At 68.5% G+C, this 16,270-nt stretch carries 12 protein-coding genes and 1 tRNA gene; 6 read left to right on the top strand and 7 right to left on the bottom strand.

The features are described from left to right. Positions 1-110 precede the first annotated feature (110 nt). Both BLV15_RS14115 and mobA read right to left on the bottom strand, forming a co-directional pair. Positions 111-187, bottom strand: a tRNA-Pro gene (locus BLV15_RS14115). A 79-nt stretch (positions 188-266) separates the two neighbouring features. Next, positions 267-872, bottom strand: coding sequence for a molybdenum cofactor guanylyltransferase MobA (gene mobA / locus BLV15_RS14110; protein ID WP_090229469.1), 606 nt, complete (start codon positions 870-872; stop codon positions 267-269). A 67-nt stretch (positions 873-939) separates the two neighbouring features. Between mobA and moaB the strand changes: the two genes are divergently transcribed. Then, the gene (moaB, locus tag BLV15_RS14105) at positions 940-1,479 is read left to right on the top strand and encodes a molybdenum cofactor biosynthesis protein B (protein ID WP_090229466.1); all 540 of its coding nucleotides are present in this window, start codon (positions 940-942) and stop codon (positions 1,477-1,479) included. Continuing rightward, positions 1,476-2,690, top strand: coding sequence for a molybdopterin molybdotransferase MoeA (locus BLV15_RS14100; RefSeq protein WP_090229464.1), 1,215 nt, complete (start codon positions 1,476-1,478; stop codon positions 2,688-2,690). The genes moaB and BLV15_RS14100 overlap by 4 nt, the downstream gene beginning before the upstream one ends. Here the strand turns inward: BLV15_RS14100 and gliR are convergent. Continuing rightward, positions 2,687-3,736, bottom strand: coding sequence for an AraC family transcriptional regulator GliR (gene gliR, locus BLV15_RS14095; RefSeq protein ID WP_090229461.1), 1,050 nt, complete (start codon positions 3,734-3,736; stop codon positions 2,687-2,689). The genes BLV15_RS14100 and gliR overlap by 4 nt on opposite strands. Before the next feature lie 130 nt (positions 3,737-3,866). Between gliR and BLV15_RS14090 the strand changes: the two genes are divergently transcribed. From BLV15_RS14090 to yegS, 4 genes are all read left to right on the top strand, one after another. Next, the gene (locus tag BLV15_RS14090; protein WP_090229459.1) at positions 3,867-5,462 is read left to right on the top strand and encodes an FAD-binding oxidoreductase; all 1,596 of its coding nucleotides are present in this window, start codon (positions 3,867-3,869) and stop codon (positions 5,460-5,462) included. Continuing rightward, entirely contained in the window at positions 5,459-7,036 is a 1,578-nt protein-coding gene (locus tag BLV15_RS14085) for a glycerol-3-phosphate dehydrogenase/oxidase (protein ID WP_090229457.1), read from the top strand. Before BLV15_RS14090 ends, BLV15_RS14085 begins: the two co-directional genes overlap by 4 nt. A 24-nt stretch (positions 7,037-7,060) precedes the next feature. Further along, positions 7,061-8,620: an FGGY-family carbohydrate kinase gene (locus BLV15_RS14080; RefSeq protein ID WP_090229455.1), complete on the top strand. Its 1,560-nt coding sequence runs from the start codon at positions 7,061-7,063 to the stop codon at positions 8,618-8,620. Between the two features lie 202 nt (positions 8,621-8,822). Then, the gene (gene yegS, locus BLV15_RS14075; RefSeq protein ID WP_090229452.1) at positions 8,823-9,758 is read left to right on the top strand and encodes a lipid kinase YegS; all 936 of its coding nucleotides are present in this window, start codon (positions 8,823-8,825) and stop codon (positions 9,756-9,758) included. Here yegS and BLV15_RS14070 read toward each other — a convergent pair whose 3' ends face one another. From BLV15_RS14070 to gcvP, 4 genes are all read right to left on the bottom strand, one after another. Continuing rightward, the gene (locus BLV15_RS14070; RefSeq protein ID WP_090229449.1) at positions 9,759-10,403 is read right to left on the bottom strand and encodes a response regulator; all 645 of its coding nucleotides are present in this window, start codon (positions 10,401-10,403) and stop codon (positions 9,759-9,761) included. It abuts the gene before it with no gap. 292 nt (positions 10,404-10,695) lie between these two features. Continuing rightward, positions 10,696-11,811, bottom strand: coding sequence for a glycine cleavage system aminomethyltransferase GcvT (gene gcvT, locus BLV15_RS14065; RefSeq protein WP_090229446.1), 1,116 nt, complete (start codon positions 11,809-11,811; stop codon positions 10,696-10,698). Positions 11,812-11,911: 100 nt separating this feature from the next. Next, positions 11,912-13,288: an L-serine ammonia-lyase gene (locus BLV15_RS14060; protein ID WP_090229444.1), complete on the bottom strand. Its 1,377-nt coding sequence runs from the start codon at positions 13,286-13,288 to the stop codon at positions 11,912-11,914. A 133-nt stretch (positions 13,289-13,421) separates the two neighbouring features. Next, positions 13,422-16,268, bottom strand: a complete 2,847-nt coding sequence (gene gcvP, locus BLV15_RS14055; protein ID WP_090229441.1) for an aminomethyl-transferring glycine dehydrogenase — start codon at positions 16,266-16,268, stop codon at positions 13,422-13,424. Positions 16,269-16,270: the final 2 nt, after the last annotated feature.

Raw genomic sequence — 16,270 nt, 5'->3', positions numbered from 1 at the left:
ACCTGCCGGAACGCCCGGGGCAGGATGCCCGGCGAGCGGAAACGAAAAAGCCCGCGCGAGGCGGGCTTTTTTGTGGTTTCAGGCGGGACGATGTGCCTGAAACCTTGTGTTGGTCGGAGCGACTGGATTCGAACCAGCGACCTTCTCGTCCCGAACGAGACGCGCTACCAAGCTGCGCTACGCTCCGAGAATGGCGCGCATTGTACCGAAAAAGTTTTGCCGCACAAGGGGTTAGAGCGGGCTTTTTTTGCGCCGGCGGGTGCCGTTCAATCGGCGCGCGGCCGGTCCCCGTCTTCGGCGGCGGATGCCAGGAGTTCCGGGCTGTTGAGGTTGGCCAGGCGCGGATCGTCGATGTCGCACTCGACCGCGACGGGCGAGCGTTCGCGGAAAATCCGTTGCGGGCTGCGTTCGCCGGCGAGCCAGGCCTGTTCGACGGCCTCCTTCAGCCGGGTCGGCAGCACGGCGAACAGCGGTTCCCAATAGCCGCCCCGATGCAGCATCACCGGATGTTCGCCGACCTGCGCCAGCAGCGCGTCGAGCAGCTCGCGATCCAGCAGCGGCGCGTCGCAGGGCAGCACCAGCAGGTGATCGTGGCGGGCGGCCTTCAGGCCGGCGCGAATGCCCGCCAGTGGGCCGGGGAAGTCGGGGCTGTCGTCGCTCACCAGCTGGTCGGCGTAACGGCCATAGCGTTCGGCGTTGCGATTGCAGGAGATGATCAGGTCGTCGGTCAGCGGTCGCACCAACGCGTGCAGCCAGGCGATCAGCGGCCGACCGCGCCAGTCGATCAGGCCCTTGTCGCGGCCGCCCATGCGTTGTCCCCGGCCGCCGGAAAGCAGCAGTACGGAGCAGGGAACCGGCGGCATTGACGGCATCGGGGACCTCCAAAACGGGGCTGTGATATAACACCGGCCCTTCTTCCCCGACAACTGGAAAACTGCCATGAGCCACAAGGCTGACGCGGTGTTCGTACCGCTGAATATCGCCGTTCTGACCGTCAGCGATACCCGTTCGCTGGAAACCGACACCTCCGGCCAGCTGTTCGTCGACCGCCTCACCAGCGCTGGCCACGTACTGGCCGATCGCGTGCTGCTCAAGGACGACATCTACAAGATCCGCGCCCAGGTCGCTGCCTGGATCGCCGATGACCGCGTGCAGGTGGTATTGATCACCGGCGGCACCGGTTTCACCGAGCGCGACAGCACGCCCGAGGCGGTCGGCTGCCTGCTGGACAAGCAGGTGGATGGCTTCGGCGAGGTCTTCCGGCAGATTTCCGTGGCGGATATCGGCACCTCCACCATGCAGTCGCGCGCCCTGGCCGGACTCTCCAACGGCACGCTCGTCTGCTGCCTGCCGGGTTCGACCAACGCCTGCCGCACCGCCTGGGACGGCATCCTCGCCGAGCAGCTGGACGCGCGTTTCCGTCCCTGCAATTTCGTGCCGCATCTAAAACAGGCCGAACCCTGCGAGAGCCGCGGATGAGTGGCTGCGACCATCCCGGCCTGTTGCCGCTGGAGGACGCCCTGGCGCGTCTGCTGGCGATGGCCGAGACCTGCCCGATAAACGAGGTGGAGCAGGTCGGACTCGCCGAGGCCGACGGTCGGGTGCTGGCCGAGGCGCTGGTGTCCGGTCTCGACCTGCCGCCGTGGGATAACAGCGCGATGGATGGCTACGCATTGGCGCTTGCCGACTGGACCGGCGAACCGCTGGTCGTCAGCCAGCGCATCCTCGCCGGCAGCGCTCCGGCGACGCTGCAGCCGGGAACCTGCGCGCGCATCTTCACCGGCGCGCCAGTGCCGGCGGGTGCCGACACGGTGGAGATGCAGGAGAACGCCGAGGTGCTGGACGACGGCCGGGTGCGCTTCGTCGAGCCGCTGCGGGCCCATCGCAACATCCGCCTGCAAGGCCACGAGACCCGCGTCGGCGACAGCGTGCTGCCGGCCGGTACCCAGCTCGGGCCGATCGAGCTTGGCCTTGCCGCCTCGCTGGGCGCCGCGCAACTGGGCGTTCGGCGCCGTCCGCGCGTCGCCGTGCTGTCCACCGGTGACGAGTTGGTCGAGCCGGGCCAGCCGCTGGGCGCCGGACAGATCTACAACAGCAACCGCCGTTTGCTGATCGCCTGGTTGCAGCGTTTGGGCTGCGCCGTAGTGGACGCCGGCATCCTCGCCGACGACCTCGAACTGACGCGGCAGACGCTGCGAAATCTCGGCGATGTCGACCTGATCCTGTCCACCGGCGGCGTGTCGGTGGGCGAGGCGGATTTCCTCGGCGAAGTGCTGCGCGAAGAGGGCGAGCTGACCCTGTGGAAACTTGCCCTCAAGCCGGGAAAACCACTGACCGTCGGGCATTGCCAGGGCGTTCCCGTGATCGGCCTGCCGGGCAATCCGGGGTCGTCGCTGGTGACCTTCGCCCTGCTGGCGCGGCCTTACCTGCTGCGGCGCCTGGGCGTGGTTGAGGTCGGGCCACTGGGCTTCGAGGTGGCTGCCGGTTTCGTCTGGCGCAAACCGGGCACGCGCCGGGAATTTCTCCGCGCGCGGCTGGAGAACAACCGCGCCCTGTTGCATCCGAACCAGAGTTCCGGGGTGCTGAGCAGCGCCGCCTGGGCCAACGGCCTGGTGGAGGTGCGCGAAGGCCAGACGCTGGAAGAGGGCGATCCGATCCGCTTCATCCCGCTGAGCGAGTTGCTCGGCTAGCCGAGCGCCGGCAACCCCGTTTCCTGAGGGGCGCGCCGGCGCTCACGGAATTCTCCCGGCGTGTGTCCGGTCCAGGCCTTGAAGCTGCGGTGGAACGAGCGTGGCTCGCTGAAACCGAGGTAGACGGCGATCTCCTGGATCGGCAGGTCGCTGCCCAGCAGGTAGCGTTCGGCCAGCTCCCGGCGCAATTCGTCGAGCACCTGCTGATAGCTGGTGCCGGCTTCCTGCAACCGGCGCTGCAGGGTGCGAAGGCTCAGGTGGAATTTCTCCGCGACGCGTTCCTTGCTCGGCATCCCGTCCCGCAGCGACTGGCGCAGCACGTTCTTCACCCGTAGCGGCAGCGGTTCGTCCACATCCAGCTCGGCCATCAGCGCGAGCGCGTGCGCCTCCAGGGTGCGCAGCAGGTTGGCGTCCGCCTGGCGCAGCGGCACGCCCAGATATTCGCCGGGGACTAGCAGGGCGCTGCAACGCTGCTCGAAGCGCACCGGGCAGCCGAACACCGCCTGGTAATCCGCCTGCGTGGTGCCGGCCGGCTGGGCGTGCTCGAACCAGACTTCGCTCGGCGAGCGTTGCAGGTCGGCGATCCAGCGCGCGTAGAGCAGCCAAGACGCCAGCACGTTCTCCACCATGTGCCGCCGCACCTCGCCGTGCCGATGCCGGCAGTTCCAGCTCAGCCGGATCTGCCCGCCGTCGTTTTCGATGCGGCTGGTGCCCATGTCGCCGACCAGTTTTTCGTAGGGCACGATGCGCGCCATGGCTTCGCCCAGGGTCGCGCAGTTCATGGTGATGTAGCCCAGCACGCTCCACGAGCCGGGCTGCACGAAGCGCGCGGCATGCAGGCCGAACAGCGGGTCGGCGGAGCGTTCGGCCAGTTCGGCGAGGAGGGTTTCGTGGAGCTCGCTGGGGAAGCGTCCGCCGTTGTCGGCCAGCGCCTGGCGGGAAATGCCGGCGGCGGCGAGCGCGGGCGCGCAGTCCAGGCCGAGGTGTTCGGCGTAGCGCAGGTATTTCAGCAGGACCGGCACGGAGGTGTAGCCGAGGCTTTGCATGGGTTTCTTGTTCTTCTGATGGCGCGTTTGGCGAGCTCGTCTGTCCCGATCCGACAGTGACGCGGAGCGGCTGCCGGCTAGTATAGGCAGCGAACAACAAGCTCCGGAATACCGGACGAGGGAGGGCGGAATGCGACGCTGGAATGGCTGGGGCGAAGACACCACCGAGGTCGAATTGCCGGCGCACGGGGCTGAATTTCTCCACGCGCTGATCGGTGCCGGCGAGCCGCTGGCCGATGCGACGCTCGAGCAGGTGCTGGCCCGTGTGCCCGCGTCGCGACTGCCGGCGCATCCGCAGGTCAGCCTGGACGCCGAGGATCGCCTGCGCCACGCCCGCGGGCAGAGCCTGCCGGACTGGCTGGCGATGCGCTCGGGCGACTTCGGCGTGTTTCCCGATGGCGTGGCCTTTCCCGAAACCGCCGGGCAGATCCGCGAGCTGATGGCCTGGGCGGCGGAGCGGGACCTGGTCCTGATCCCCTACGGCGGCGGCACTTCGGTGGCCGGCCACATCAATCCCCAGCACGGCGAACGGCCGGTGCTGACGCTCTCGCTGGAGCGCATGAACAGCCTGCTGGAGATCGACGCCGCGAGTCTGATCGCCACCTTCGGCCCCGGCGCCAACGGCCCTCAGGTGGAAAGCCAACTGCGCGCGCAGGGCTACACCCTCGGGCACTTCCCGCAATCCTGGGAGCTGTCGACCCTCGGCGGCTGGGTGGCCGCGCGCTCCAGCGGCCAGCAGTCGCTGCGTTATGGACGCATCGAGCAACTGTTCGCCGGCGGCACGCTGGAAACCTTCGCCGGCCCGTTGCAGCTGCCGAGTTTTCCGGCGTCGGCGGCCGGTCCCGATCTGCGCGAAATGGTGCTGGGTTCGGAAGGGCGCTTCGGGGTGATCTCCGAGGTCCGGGTGCGCATCAGCCGCCTGCCCGATGCGGAAACCTTCTACGCGGTATTCCTGCCCGACTGGCCGCGCGCGCTGGAGGCGATCCGCAGCCTGGCGCAGGCGCGGGTGCCGCTGTCGATGCTGCGTCTGTCCAATGCCATCGAGACCCGCACCCAACTGGCGCTGGCCGGTCATCCGGAGCAGATCGCGCTGCTGGAGAAGTACCTGGCGCTGCGCGGTGCGCGGGGCGACAAATGCATGCTGACTTTCGGCGTCACCGGCAGCCGCGTGCAGAACGCCGCTTCGCTGCGCCAGGCGAGGAAGCTCCTGCGGAGCTTCGGCGGGGTGTTCACCGGCACACTGCTGGGCCGCAAATGGGCGCAGAACCGCTTCCGTTTCCCCTACCTGCGCCACGGCCTGTGGAGCGCCGGCTACCTGGTGGACACGCTGGAAACCGCCACCGACTGGAGCAACGTCGACACGTTGCTGAACAGGCTCGAGGCCAGCCTGCGCGATGGCCTTGCCGATGCGGGCGAGCGGGTCCACGTGTTCACCCACCTGTCCCACGTCTACGGTGAAGGCTGCAGCCTCTACACCACCTACGTGTATCGGCCGGGCGGCAGCTACGCGCAGGCGCTGGAGCGCTGGCAACGGCTCAAGCACGCCGCCAGCCGTTGCATCGTCGACAACCGCGGCACCATCAGCCACCAGCATGGCGTCGGCCGCGACCATGCTCCCTACCTGGCGGTGGAGAAGGGCGAGCGAGGCATGGCCGCGCTGCGTGCGCTGGCGGTTCATTTCGACCCGGAAGGCCGCCTGGCTCCCGGCGTGCTGTTGCCGGAATGAGCGTCTGGAACGCCGCCTGGCGCGAGCGCGCGCTGCCCGAGCTGGCGGCCCGCGAGTGGGACCTGATCATCATCGGCGGCGGCATCAGCGGCGCCGGCATCCTGCGCGAAGCGGCCCGACGCGGCTGGAAATGCCTGCTGCTGGAGCAGCGGGATTTCGCCTGGGGCACGTCGAGTCGTTCGTCGAAGATGGTCCACGGCGGCCTGCGCTACATCGCCAAGGGCCAGTTCGGCCTGACCCGCGATTCGGTGCGCGAACGCCAGCGCCTGCTCGCCGAGGCACCGGGGCTGGTGGACCCGCTGAGTTTCATCATGGCGCACTACCGCGCCACCTTTCCCGGGCCGAAGGTCTTCGGCGGGGTGCTCTCGCTGTATGACGCCCTGGCCGGCAAGCGCAACCACCTGTTCCATTCGCTGCAGCAGCTGCGCTACCTGGCGCCGGGGCTGAAGGAGGACGGGCTGCTTGGCGGCACGCGTTTCTTCGATGCGGTGACCGACGATGCGCGGCTGGTGATGCGCGTGCTCGGCGAGGCGCGCGGCGACGGTGGCGAGGCGCTGAACGGCATCGAAGTCGTCGAGCTGCTGCGCGAGGAGGGCCGGGTGGTCGGCCTGCTCGGCGAGGATCGCGAGAGCGGCCAGCGCCTGCGGTTTCGCGCGCGAGCCGTGGCGCAGGCCACCGGCGCCTGGGCAGGTCGGTTCCGCCAGGACGACGACGTGCGGATTCGCCCGTTGCGTGGCAGCCACCTGCTGCTTCCGGCCTGGCGGCTGCCGGTGGCGCATGCGTTCAGCTTCCTGCATGAGCAGGACCGGCGCCCGGTGTTCGTCTTCCCCTGGGAGGGCGCCACGGTGGTCGGCACCACGGATCTCGACCACGCCGAGTCGCTGGATCGCGAGGCGCGGATCAGCGTCGACGAGGCCGACTACCTGCTCGCGGCCTGTGCCCAGCAGTTCCCCGGCGCGCGTATCGCCGCGGCGGACGTGCTGTCGACCTGGGCCGGCGTGCGTCCGGTGGTCTGCGCGGCCGGCTCCACGCTCAAGCCGTCGGACGAGAAGCGCGAACACCTGCTCTGGGTCGAACCCGGCTGCGTGACCCTGGCCGGCGGCAAGCTGACCACCTTCCGCCTGCTGGCGCTGGAAGTGCTGCGCGCCTGTACCGGCTTCGTCGGCCGCGAACTGGACGACCGCGGCGCGGCGGTGTTTCGCCAGCAGCCTGCGCAGCCGATGCCTTCCCTGTCGCCGGCCCGGCAGCGGCGTCTGGCCGGGCGGCACGGGCGCGAGCTGCAAGGTGTACTGGCGTTGCTGGACGAAGTCGGGCCCGAGCGGGTGGGCGCCACCGACACGCTCTGGGCGGAGCTGGCCTGGGCGGCGCAGAACGAGCTGGTGCTGCATCTGGACGACCTGCTGCTGCGCCGCACGCGTCTCGGGCTGCTGCTCGCCAACGGCGCCGAGGCCGAGTTGCCGCGCATCCGCTCGCTGTGCCAGGCGCGGCTGGGCTGGAGCGACGAGCGCTGGCTGCGCGAAGTGCGCGACTACCTGCAGCTATGGCAGAGCTGCTATCGCCTGCCGCGGGAATGAAGACATGAGCCGAGTGAGCGCATCGTGAGCGAACCAAGTTACCTGCTGGCCATCGACAACGGCACCCAGAGTGTCCGCGCCTTGCTGTTCGACCTGTCCGGCAACCTGATCGGCAAGGGCAAGGTCGAGCTGGAACCCTACTATTCGGCGCAGCCGGGCTGGGCGGAGCAGGACCCGGACTACTTCTGGGCGAGCCTGGGCGAGGCCTGCCAGCGGCTGTGGCGCAGCACCAGCGTCGACCGCCGCCTGGTTCGCGGCGTGGCATTGACGACCCAGCGTGGCACGCTGATCAACGTCGACGCGGCGGGCACGCCGCTGCGTCCGGCGATCCTCTGGCTCGACCAGCGGCGCGCCGAGGTCCGTGAGCGCATCAAGGGACCCTGGGGCTGGCTGTTCAAGGTGGCGCGTGCGCAGGCGACGGTGGACCACGTGCGCGCCCAGGCCGAGGTCAACTGGATCGCGCAGAACCAGCCGGACATCTGGGCGAAGACGCACAAGCTGTTGCTGCTTTCGGGCTTCCTCACGCACCGGCTCACCGGGCGTTTCGTCGATTCGGTGGGCTGCACCGTCGGCTACCTGCCGTTCGACTACAAGCGCCTGCGCTGGGCCGGTCCGCGCGACTGGAAGTGGCAGGCGATGCCGGTGCGCCGCGAGCAGCTCGCCGAGCTGTACAAACCCGGCGAAACGCTCGGCACGATCAGCGCCGAAGCCAGCGCGCACACCGGCATTCCGCAGGGCCTTCCGCTGATCGCGGCGGCGTCGGACAAAGCCTGCGAGGTGATCGGCGCTGGCGGCGTGGCGCCGAACATCGCCTGTCTGTCCTACGGCACCACGGCCACCATCAACACCACGCGAAGTCGCTACCTGGAGGTGACGCCGCTGATCCCGCCTTACCCGGCGGCGATTCCCGATCACTACAACAGCGAGGTGATGATCTACCGCGGCTACTGGATGGTCAGCTGGTTCAAGCGGCAGTTCGGCCTGGAGGAAACCCAGCGCGCCAAGGCGCTGGACGTCGAGCCGGAGGCACTGTTCGACGAACTGGTGAGGGCGGTGCCACCGGGTTCGATGGGGCTGATGCTGCAACCCTACTGGACGCCCGGCATCCGCGAGCCGGGCATCGAAGCGAAAGGCGCGATCATCGGGTTCGGCGACGTGCACACGCGGGCGCACATGTATCGGGCGATCCTCGAGGGGCTGGCCTACGCGCTGCGCGAAGGCCGCGAGCGCATCGAGAAACGCTCCGGCACGCCGATCAGCCGCCTGCGTGTATCCGGCGGCGGTTCGCAGAGCGATGCGGCGATGCAGCTGACCGCCGACATCTTCGGCCTGCCCGCGGAACGCCCGCACCTCTACGAGACTTCCGGCCTCGGGGCGGCCATCGATTGCGCGGTGGGCCTCGGCCTGCATGCGGATTTCCCCAGCGCGATCGCCGCGATGACCCGCGTGGGCCAGGTCTTCCAGCCCGACCCGCAGGCCCAGGCGATCTACCAGCGGTTGTACCGCGAGGTCTACCAGCGCATGTACCGGCGGCTCGAGCCGCTGTACCGCAGCATCAGCGAGATTACCGGCTATCCGGGCTAAAGGGGTTGGCGATGCTTCGCCGGGCGGGCTGGAGCGCCAGCGTTGGCCACGATCACCAGGCGGCGCAAATCCGCGGCCATCGGGCGGACGAACCGGCCGCCGCGCACGTCATCCGCACAGAAACTTTCCCCGTGCCTGTCGATCCGATCTAGGCGGGCGCCCATTCGGCCGTCGCGCAGTGGATATTCCAGGGGAACCGGTGATGAGCGAGCGCAGGGCGTTCTTGATTCTGCATGGCAAGCAGGCCGCCAACGACGAGGTTCGCGCCGCGGTGATGGCGCGTCGCAAGGAAGGCTGGGAGCTGACCGTACGGGTGACCTGGGAACCGGGCGATGCCCAGCGCCTGGTCGACGAAGCGCTGGGTGCCGGCTATCCGATCATCATCGCGGGCGGCGGCGACGGCACCGTGCGCGACGTGGCCGAGGCGATGGCGCAGAAGGACTGCGAGGCCAGCCTGGTGTTGCTGCCGCTGGGCACCGCGAACGACTTCGCCCGCGCCGCCGGCGTGCCGCTGCCGCCGGACGAAGCCCTCGGCCAGTTGGACAGCGCGCCCCGTGCGGTGGATATCGGCGATGCCAACGGGCAGTTGTTCCTCAACATGGCCACCGGCGGTTTCGGGTCCAAGGTCACCGCCAACACCTCCGAGGACCTGAAGAAGATACTCGGCGGCAGTGCCTATCTGCTCACCGGCCTGACCAAGTTTCCCGAGGTGCACTCCGCCTTCGGCCGCTTCAAGGGGCCGGATTTCAGCTGGGAGGGTGAGTTTCTCGCGCTCGGCATCGGCAACGGCCGCCAGGCCGGCGGCGGTCACCAGTTGTGCCCGCAGGCGCTGGCGGACGACGGCTTGCTGGATATCTGCATCGTACCGGCGCCGGCCGATGTGGTCGGTACGCTGACCACCATGCTCACCGGCGGCATCCGCGGGCTGGAGTCGGTGTCGGTCAGCGCGCGGTTGCCGTGGGTCGAGATCGAGGCGCCGGAAGGGCTGGACCTGAACCTCGACGGCGAACCGATCGAAGTCCGGACCCTGCGCCTGAGCGTCCGGCCGAAGGCGCTGCGCGTGCACCTGCCGGCGAATTCGCCGCTGCTCGGCGGTCAGGCGCAGGCATTGCCGCCGACCCACGCCACTGCCGAGTGATCAGTCGTCCGGGCTGATGATGCCTTCGCGCACCGCGTAGAGCACCAGGCCTGGCACGTCGTGTATCTCCAGGCGTTTCATGATCTGCGAGCGATGCGCCTCGACGGTCTTCACGCTCAGGCCGAGGCCGTTGGCGATGGCGCGGGTCGAGGCGCCACGCGAGATCAGCCGCAGGATCTCGATCTGCCGCTGGGTCAGCATCAGGCTCGGCGGAACCGGCGTACGCGCCAGGGCCTGCTCGATGACATGCTGGGCGATCGCGGAACTCAGGTAGCGCTCACCGCGCCCGACCGCGCGCAGCGCGAGGTGCAATTCGGCCATCGCGGCATCCTTGAGCAGGTAGCCGACGGCGCCTTTCTGCAAGGACTGGAAGACCGTCTCCGGGTCAGTGTGCATGGACAGCATCAGCACCTTGCAACCGGGCGCGTGCTTGGTCAGCAGCTGCAGCGCTTCCAGGCCGCCGACGTCGCGCATCGAAACGTCCAGCAGGATGATGTCCGGTTCCAGTTCGCGGGCCATTTCCACGGCCTGGCCGCCATCCTCGGCCTCGCCGACCACCTCGTAACCTTCCAGATCGCTGATCATTACCCGCACGCCGGCGCGGATCAGGGCATGGTCGTCAGCCAGCAGCAGGCGGCAAGTCATCGGCCTGCTCCGGCGTCACTGACGCAAAGGGACGCGGTGAGGCTAACAGCGGATGCAAGAGTCATGTCCATCGTTCCCGGCTGGGTTGTCGCAAGCGCCACGGATTGTACGGATCACAGCTCAGTGGCGTTGATCTAGTTGTTATCTAGTGATTGATAATAGACAGAGTGGTTCAGGATGGCCGCCGAGTTGCGTCTTTTTGGGGAAATTGGTGTCGATTGTCGACAATTTTGGAGGGGAATTCGGGGATCACAGGCCCGCGACGAGCGTCGCGGACCTGCCGGGCAAAGCCTCAGCCGCGGTAGTAGCGTTGCGCTACGAAGGGCGTCCTGGCGACGCGCATCGGTACGCGCTTGCCGCGCACCATGGCCCAGACCGGGGTGTCGATCGCCGCGTGGCTGCTCTGTACGTAGCCCATGGCGACCGGCGCGCCCAGGCTCGGGCCAAAGCCGCCGCTGCTGACCTGCCCGATCACCTGGCCTTCGGCATCGACGATCTCGGCGCCCTCACGCACCGGTACGCGCTCCTGCGGCAGCAGGCCGACGCGTTTGTTCGGCGCACCGTCGCGCTGCTGGGCGAAGATCCGCTCGGCGCCGGGGAAGCCGCCGGCGCGGGCGCCATCGGCACGCCGTGGCTTGGACATCGCCCACAGCAGGCTGGCCTCGATCGGCGAGGTGGCGGTGCTCATGTCGTGGCCGTAGAGGCACAGGCCGGCTTCCAGACGTAGCGAATCGCGAGCGCCGAGGCCGATGGGTTGTACCTCTTCCTCGGCAAGCAGCGCGCGGGCCAGCGCTTCGGCATTCTCCACCGGCACGGAAATCTCGAAACCGTCCTCGCCGGTGTAGCCGGAGCGGCTGACGAAGCAGTCGACGCCCAGCAGTTGCACGCGGCGGAACTGCATGAAGGTCATGCCCGCGACCTCGGGCGCCAGGCGCGCCAGCACGTCCACCGCCTTCGGCCCCTGCAGGGCGAGCAGGGCGCGCGCGTCGAACAGGCTTTCGATCTCGCAGCGCGCGCTGATGCGTTGCTGCAGGTGCGCCAGGTCCTGCTCCTTGCAGGCGGCATTGACGACCAGGAACAGCGTGTCGTCGCCGAGGTTGGCGACCATCAGGTCATCGAGGATGCCGCCGTTGTCATCGGTGAACAGCGCGTAACGCTGCATGCCTTGCGGCAGGTCGAGGATGTCCACCGGCACCAGGCTTTCCAGCGCCGCTGCGGCATCCGCGCCGCGCAGGAGGATCTGGCCCATGTGCGAAACATCGAACAGGCCGGCCTTCTCGCGGGTGTGCAGGTGTTCCTTCATCACCCCGAGCGGGTACTGCACCGGCATGTCGTAGCCGGCGAAGGGAACCATTTTTGCTCCGAGTTCGAGGTGGAGGCTGTGCAGCGGGGTTTTGGCGAGGGTCATGGAAATTCCTTCTGTTAGCTGGAAGCTTGAAGCCAGAAGCTGGAAGCAGGAGCCGATGTGTACTTCAGGCTTCCGGCTTTCGGCTTCAAGCTGCTCTTGATCAACATTCAATGATGTTCACGGCCAGTCCGCCGCGCGCGGTTTCCTTGTATTTGCTCTTCATGTCAGCGCCGGTCTGGCGCATGGTGCGGATCACCTTGTCCAGCGAGATGAAGTGCTGGCCGTCGCCACGCAAGGCCATGCGCACGGCGTTGATCGCCTTCACCGAGCCCATCGCGTTGCGCTCGATGCAGGGCACCTGGACCAGCCCGCCGACCGGGTCGCAGGTCAGCCCCAGGTTGTGCTCCATGCCGATCTCGGCGGCGTTCTCCACCTGCTGGACGCTGCCGCCCATCACTTCGCAGAGCGCGCCGGCGGCCATCGAGCAGGCCACGCCGACCTCGCCCTGGCAGCCGACTTCGGCGCCGGAGATCGAGGCGTTCTCCTTGTAGAGAATGCCGATGGCGGCGGCGGTGAGCAGGAAGCGCACCACGCCGTCTTCGTCCGCGCCGGCGATGAAGCGCATGTAGTAATGCAGCACGGCGGGAACGATCCCGGCGGCGCCGTTGGTGGGGGCGGTGACGACACGGCCGCCGCTGGCGTTTTCCTCGTTCACCGCGAGGGCGTAGAGGTTGACCCAGTCGAGCACGCTCAGCGCATCGCGCAGGTTGGCTTCCGGATTCGCGCACAGCTGCCGGTGTAGCGCGGCAGCGCGGCGCTTGACCTTGAGCCCTCCGGGCATGATGCCCTCGTTGCGGCAACCGGCGGCCACGCAGTCCTGCATCACCTGCCAGATGCGCAGGAGACCGGCGCGGGTTTCCTGCTCCGGGCGCCAGGCGCTCTCGTTGATGAGCATCACCTGGCTGATCGACAACCCGGATTCCGCGCAGTGGGCGAGCAGTTCGGCACCGGTGGTGAAGGGGTAGCGCAGCGGCGTGCGGTCTTCGACGATGCGGTCGGCGCCGGCGGCTTCCTCGTCGACGACGAAGCCACCGCCCACCGAGTAGTACTCACGCGAACGCAGCTGCATGCCGGCGGCGTCGAACGCGCGGAACACCAGGCCGTTCGGATGGAACGGCAGCGGCTTGCGGATCATCGCCAGGTGTTCCTTCTCGACGAAGCGGATCGGCTTCTCGCCCAGCAGCTTCAGCTCGCCGGAGGAGCGGATCGCCGCCAGCCGACGCTCGATGGTGCTGGTATCCACGCTGTCCGGCTGTTCGCCTTCCAGGCCGAGGAGCACCGCCTTGTCGCTGCCGTGACCCTTGCCGGTGGCGCCGAGCGAGCCGTACAGCTCGACCTTGACGCCGGTGGTCGCGTCCAGCAGGCCGTCGCGCCGCAGCCCTTCGACGAAGCGCACGGCGGCGCGCATCGGCCCGACGGTGTGCGAGCTGGAGGGGCCGATGCCGATCTTGAACAGGTCGAAAACGCTGAGGGACATGAATCACTCTTCGGTTATGGCCGGTGAGGCGCGGGACACCTCGTCAGCCAACCCTCTCCCGCGGAGAGGGTTGGCTGACGAAAGACCGTCGATTGCGTCCCTCTCCCGTCGGAAGAGGTCCGGGGCCGGGCGATCAGGCTTCCTGGTACGCCTCGATCGACGGGCAGGCGCAGACCAGGTTGCGGTCGCCGAAGACGTTGTCGACGCGACCGACCGGCGGCCAGTACTTGGCCTCCACCAGCGATGCCAGCGGATACACCGCCTGCTCGCGGCTGTACGGATGGTTCCACTCGCCGACCAGCTCCGCCGCGGTGTGCGGGGCGTTCTTCAGCGGGTTGTCGTCGCTGTGCAGGGCGCCGCTCTCCACAGCGCGGATTTCCTCGCGGATGGCGATCATGGCGTCGCAGAAGCGGTCGAGCTCCTCGCGCGATTCGCTCTCGGTCGGTTCGATCATCAGCGTGCCGGCGACCGGGAAGGACATGGTCGGGGCGTGGAAGCCGAAGTCGATCAGGCGCTTGGCGACGTCGTCGACGCTGACGCCGCTGGTTTCCTTGAGCGGGCGCAGGTCGAGGATGCACTCGTGGGCAACCAGGCCGTTGCTGCCGCTGTAGAGCACCGGGTAGTGCTCTTCCAGGCGCCGGGCGATGTAGTTGGCGTTGAGGATCGCCATCTGCGAGGCGCGGGTCAGGCCTTCGCCGCCCATCATGCGGATATACATCCAGGTGATCGGCAGGATGCTGGCGCTGCCGAACGGCGCGGCGCTGACCGCACCTTCCTTGCGCTGCATCTGGCCGTGGCCCGGCATGAACGGCGCCAGGTGTGCCTTGACGCCGATCGGGCCGACGCCCGGTCCGCCGCCGCCGTGGGGGATGCAGAAGGTCTTGTGCAGGTTCAGGTGGGACACGTCGCCGCCGAACTTGCCCGGTGCGCAGAGGCCGACCATGGCGTTCATGTTGGCGCCGTCGATGTACACCTGGCCGCCGTTGTCGTGCACCACCGTGCAGATCTCGCGGATCGCTTCCTCGAACACGCCGTGGGTCGACGGGTAGGTGATCATCAGCGCGGCGAGGCGCGCGCGGTGTTCCTCGGCCTTCTTGCGCAGGTCATCGACGTCGACGTTGCCACGCGTGTCGCAGGCGACCACGACCACGCGCATGCCGACCATGCTGGCGGTGGCCGGGTTGGTGCCGTGGGCCGAGGCGGGGATCAGGCAGATGTCGCGCTGCACGTCGCCATGGCTGTGGTGATAGGCGCGGATCGCCAGCAGGCCGGCATATTCGCCCTGGGAGCCGGCGTTCGGCTGCAGCGAGATGGCGTCGTAGCCGGTGGCGGCGCAGAGCATGCGCTCCAGGTCGTCGGTCAGCTGGGTGTAGCCCTGGCTCTGCTCGACCGGTGCGAACGGGTGCAGGCTGCCGAATTCGGCCCAGGTGATCGGGATCATTTCGCTGGCGGCGTTGAGCTTCATGGTGCAGGAGCCCAGCGGGATCATGGTGCGGTCCAGCGCCAGGTCCTTGTCGGCGAGCTTGCGCAGGTAGCGCATCAGCTCGGTTTCCGAGTGGTAGCGGTTGAACACCGCGTGCTGCAGGAAGCTCGACTGACGCAGCAGCGCGGCCGGCAGGCGGCGTTCGGCGGAGGCGAGGGCGGCGAAGTCCGGCCGCGCAGCGTCGGCGAAGATCGCCCAGAGCGCTTCGACGTCGGCCGGCGTGGTGGTTTCGTTGAGCGACAGGCCGAGGCGCGTGGCATCGATTTCGCGCAGGTTGATCTGCGCCTCGCGCGCCTTGGCGTGCAGCGCGGCGGTCTTCTCGCCCGTGGCCAGCGTCAGGGTATCGAAGAAGCTTTCCTGCTCGACGGCGTAGCCCATCTCGACCAGGCCGGCAGCGAGGATCGCGGTCAGGCCGTGCACGCGCTGGGCGATCTGCGTCAGCCCCTGCGGGCCGTGGTAGACGGCGTACATGCTGGCGATGTTGGCCAGCAGCACCTGCGCGGTGCAGATGTTGCTGGTGGCCTTCTCGCGGCGGATGTGCTGCTCGCGGGTCTGCATCGCCAGGCGCAGTGCCGGCTTGCCGAAGCGGTCCACGGAGACGCCCACCAGGCGCCCCGGCATGTCGCGCTTGAAGGCGTCGCGGGTGGCGAAGTAGGCGGCGTGCGGGCCGCCGAAGCCGAGCGGTACGCCGAAGCGCTGGGCGGTGCCGAGGGCGACGTCGGCGCCGAACTCGCCGGGCGGGGTGAGCAGGGTCAGCGCCAGCAGGTCGGCGGCGACCGCCACCAGCGCATTGGCGGCGTGAAAGCGCTCGACCAGCTCGCGGTAGTCGAAGATGTCGCCGTCGGCGCCGGGATACTGCAGCAGCGCGCCAAAGTAGGCGCTGGCGTCGTCGATCTCGCGCTCGTCGCCGACCACCACCTCGATGCCCAGCGGCTCGGCGCGGGTGCGCAGCACGTCGAGGGTCTGCGGCAGGCAGTGCCGGGAGGCGAAGAAGGCGTTGCTCGCCTTGTTCTTCGCCAGGCGCTTGCAGAAGGTCATCGCCTCGGCCGCGGCGGTGGCTTCGTCGAGCAGCGAGGCGTTGGCGATCGGCAGGCCGGTGAGGTCGATGATCAGCGTCTGGAAGTTCAGCAGCGCTTCCAGGCGACCCTGGGAAATCTCCGGCTGATACGGGGTGTAGGCGGTGTACCAGGCCGGGTTTTCCAGCAGGTTGCGCAGGATCGGCGCCGGCGTGTGGGTGCCGTAGTAACCCTGGCCGATGTAATGGGTGAACAGCTGGTTCTTCGCGGCGATGGCCTTGATCTCGGCCAGGGCCGCCGCTTCGCTCTGCCCGGCCGGCAGGTCGAGCACGCTGGTGCCCTTGATGCTTTCCGGGATCACGCTGGCGGACAGCGCTTCCAGCGAGTCGTAGCCCAGGCTCTGCAGCATGGCGACGGTGTCGGCCTCGCGCGGGCCGATGTGGCGGGCGATGAATTCGTTCTGCGTGCTCAGTTCGGTCATGG

This window comes from Pseudomonas kuykendallii (assembly GCF_900106975.1).
GTDB lineage: Bacteria > Pseudomonadota > Gammaproteobacteria > Pseudomonadales > Pseudomonadaceae > Pseudomonas_O > Pseudomonas_O kuykendallii.
This window is presented reverse-complemented; position numbering and strand designations above follow the sequence as displayed.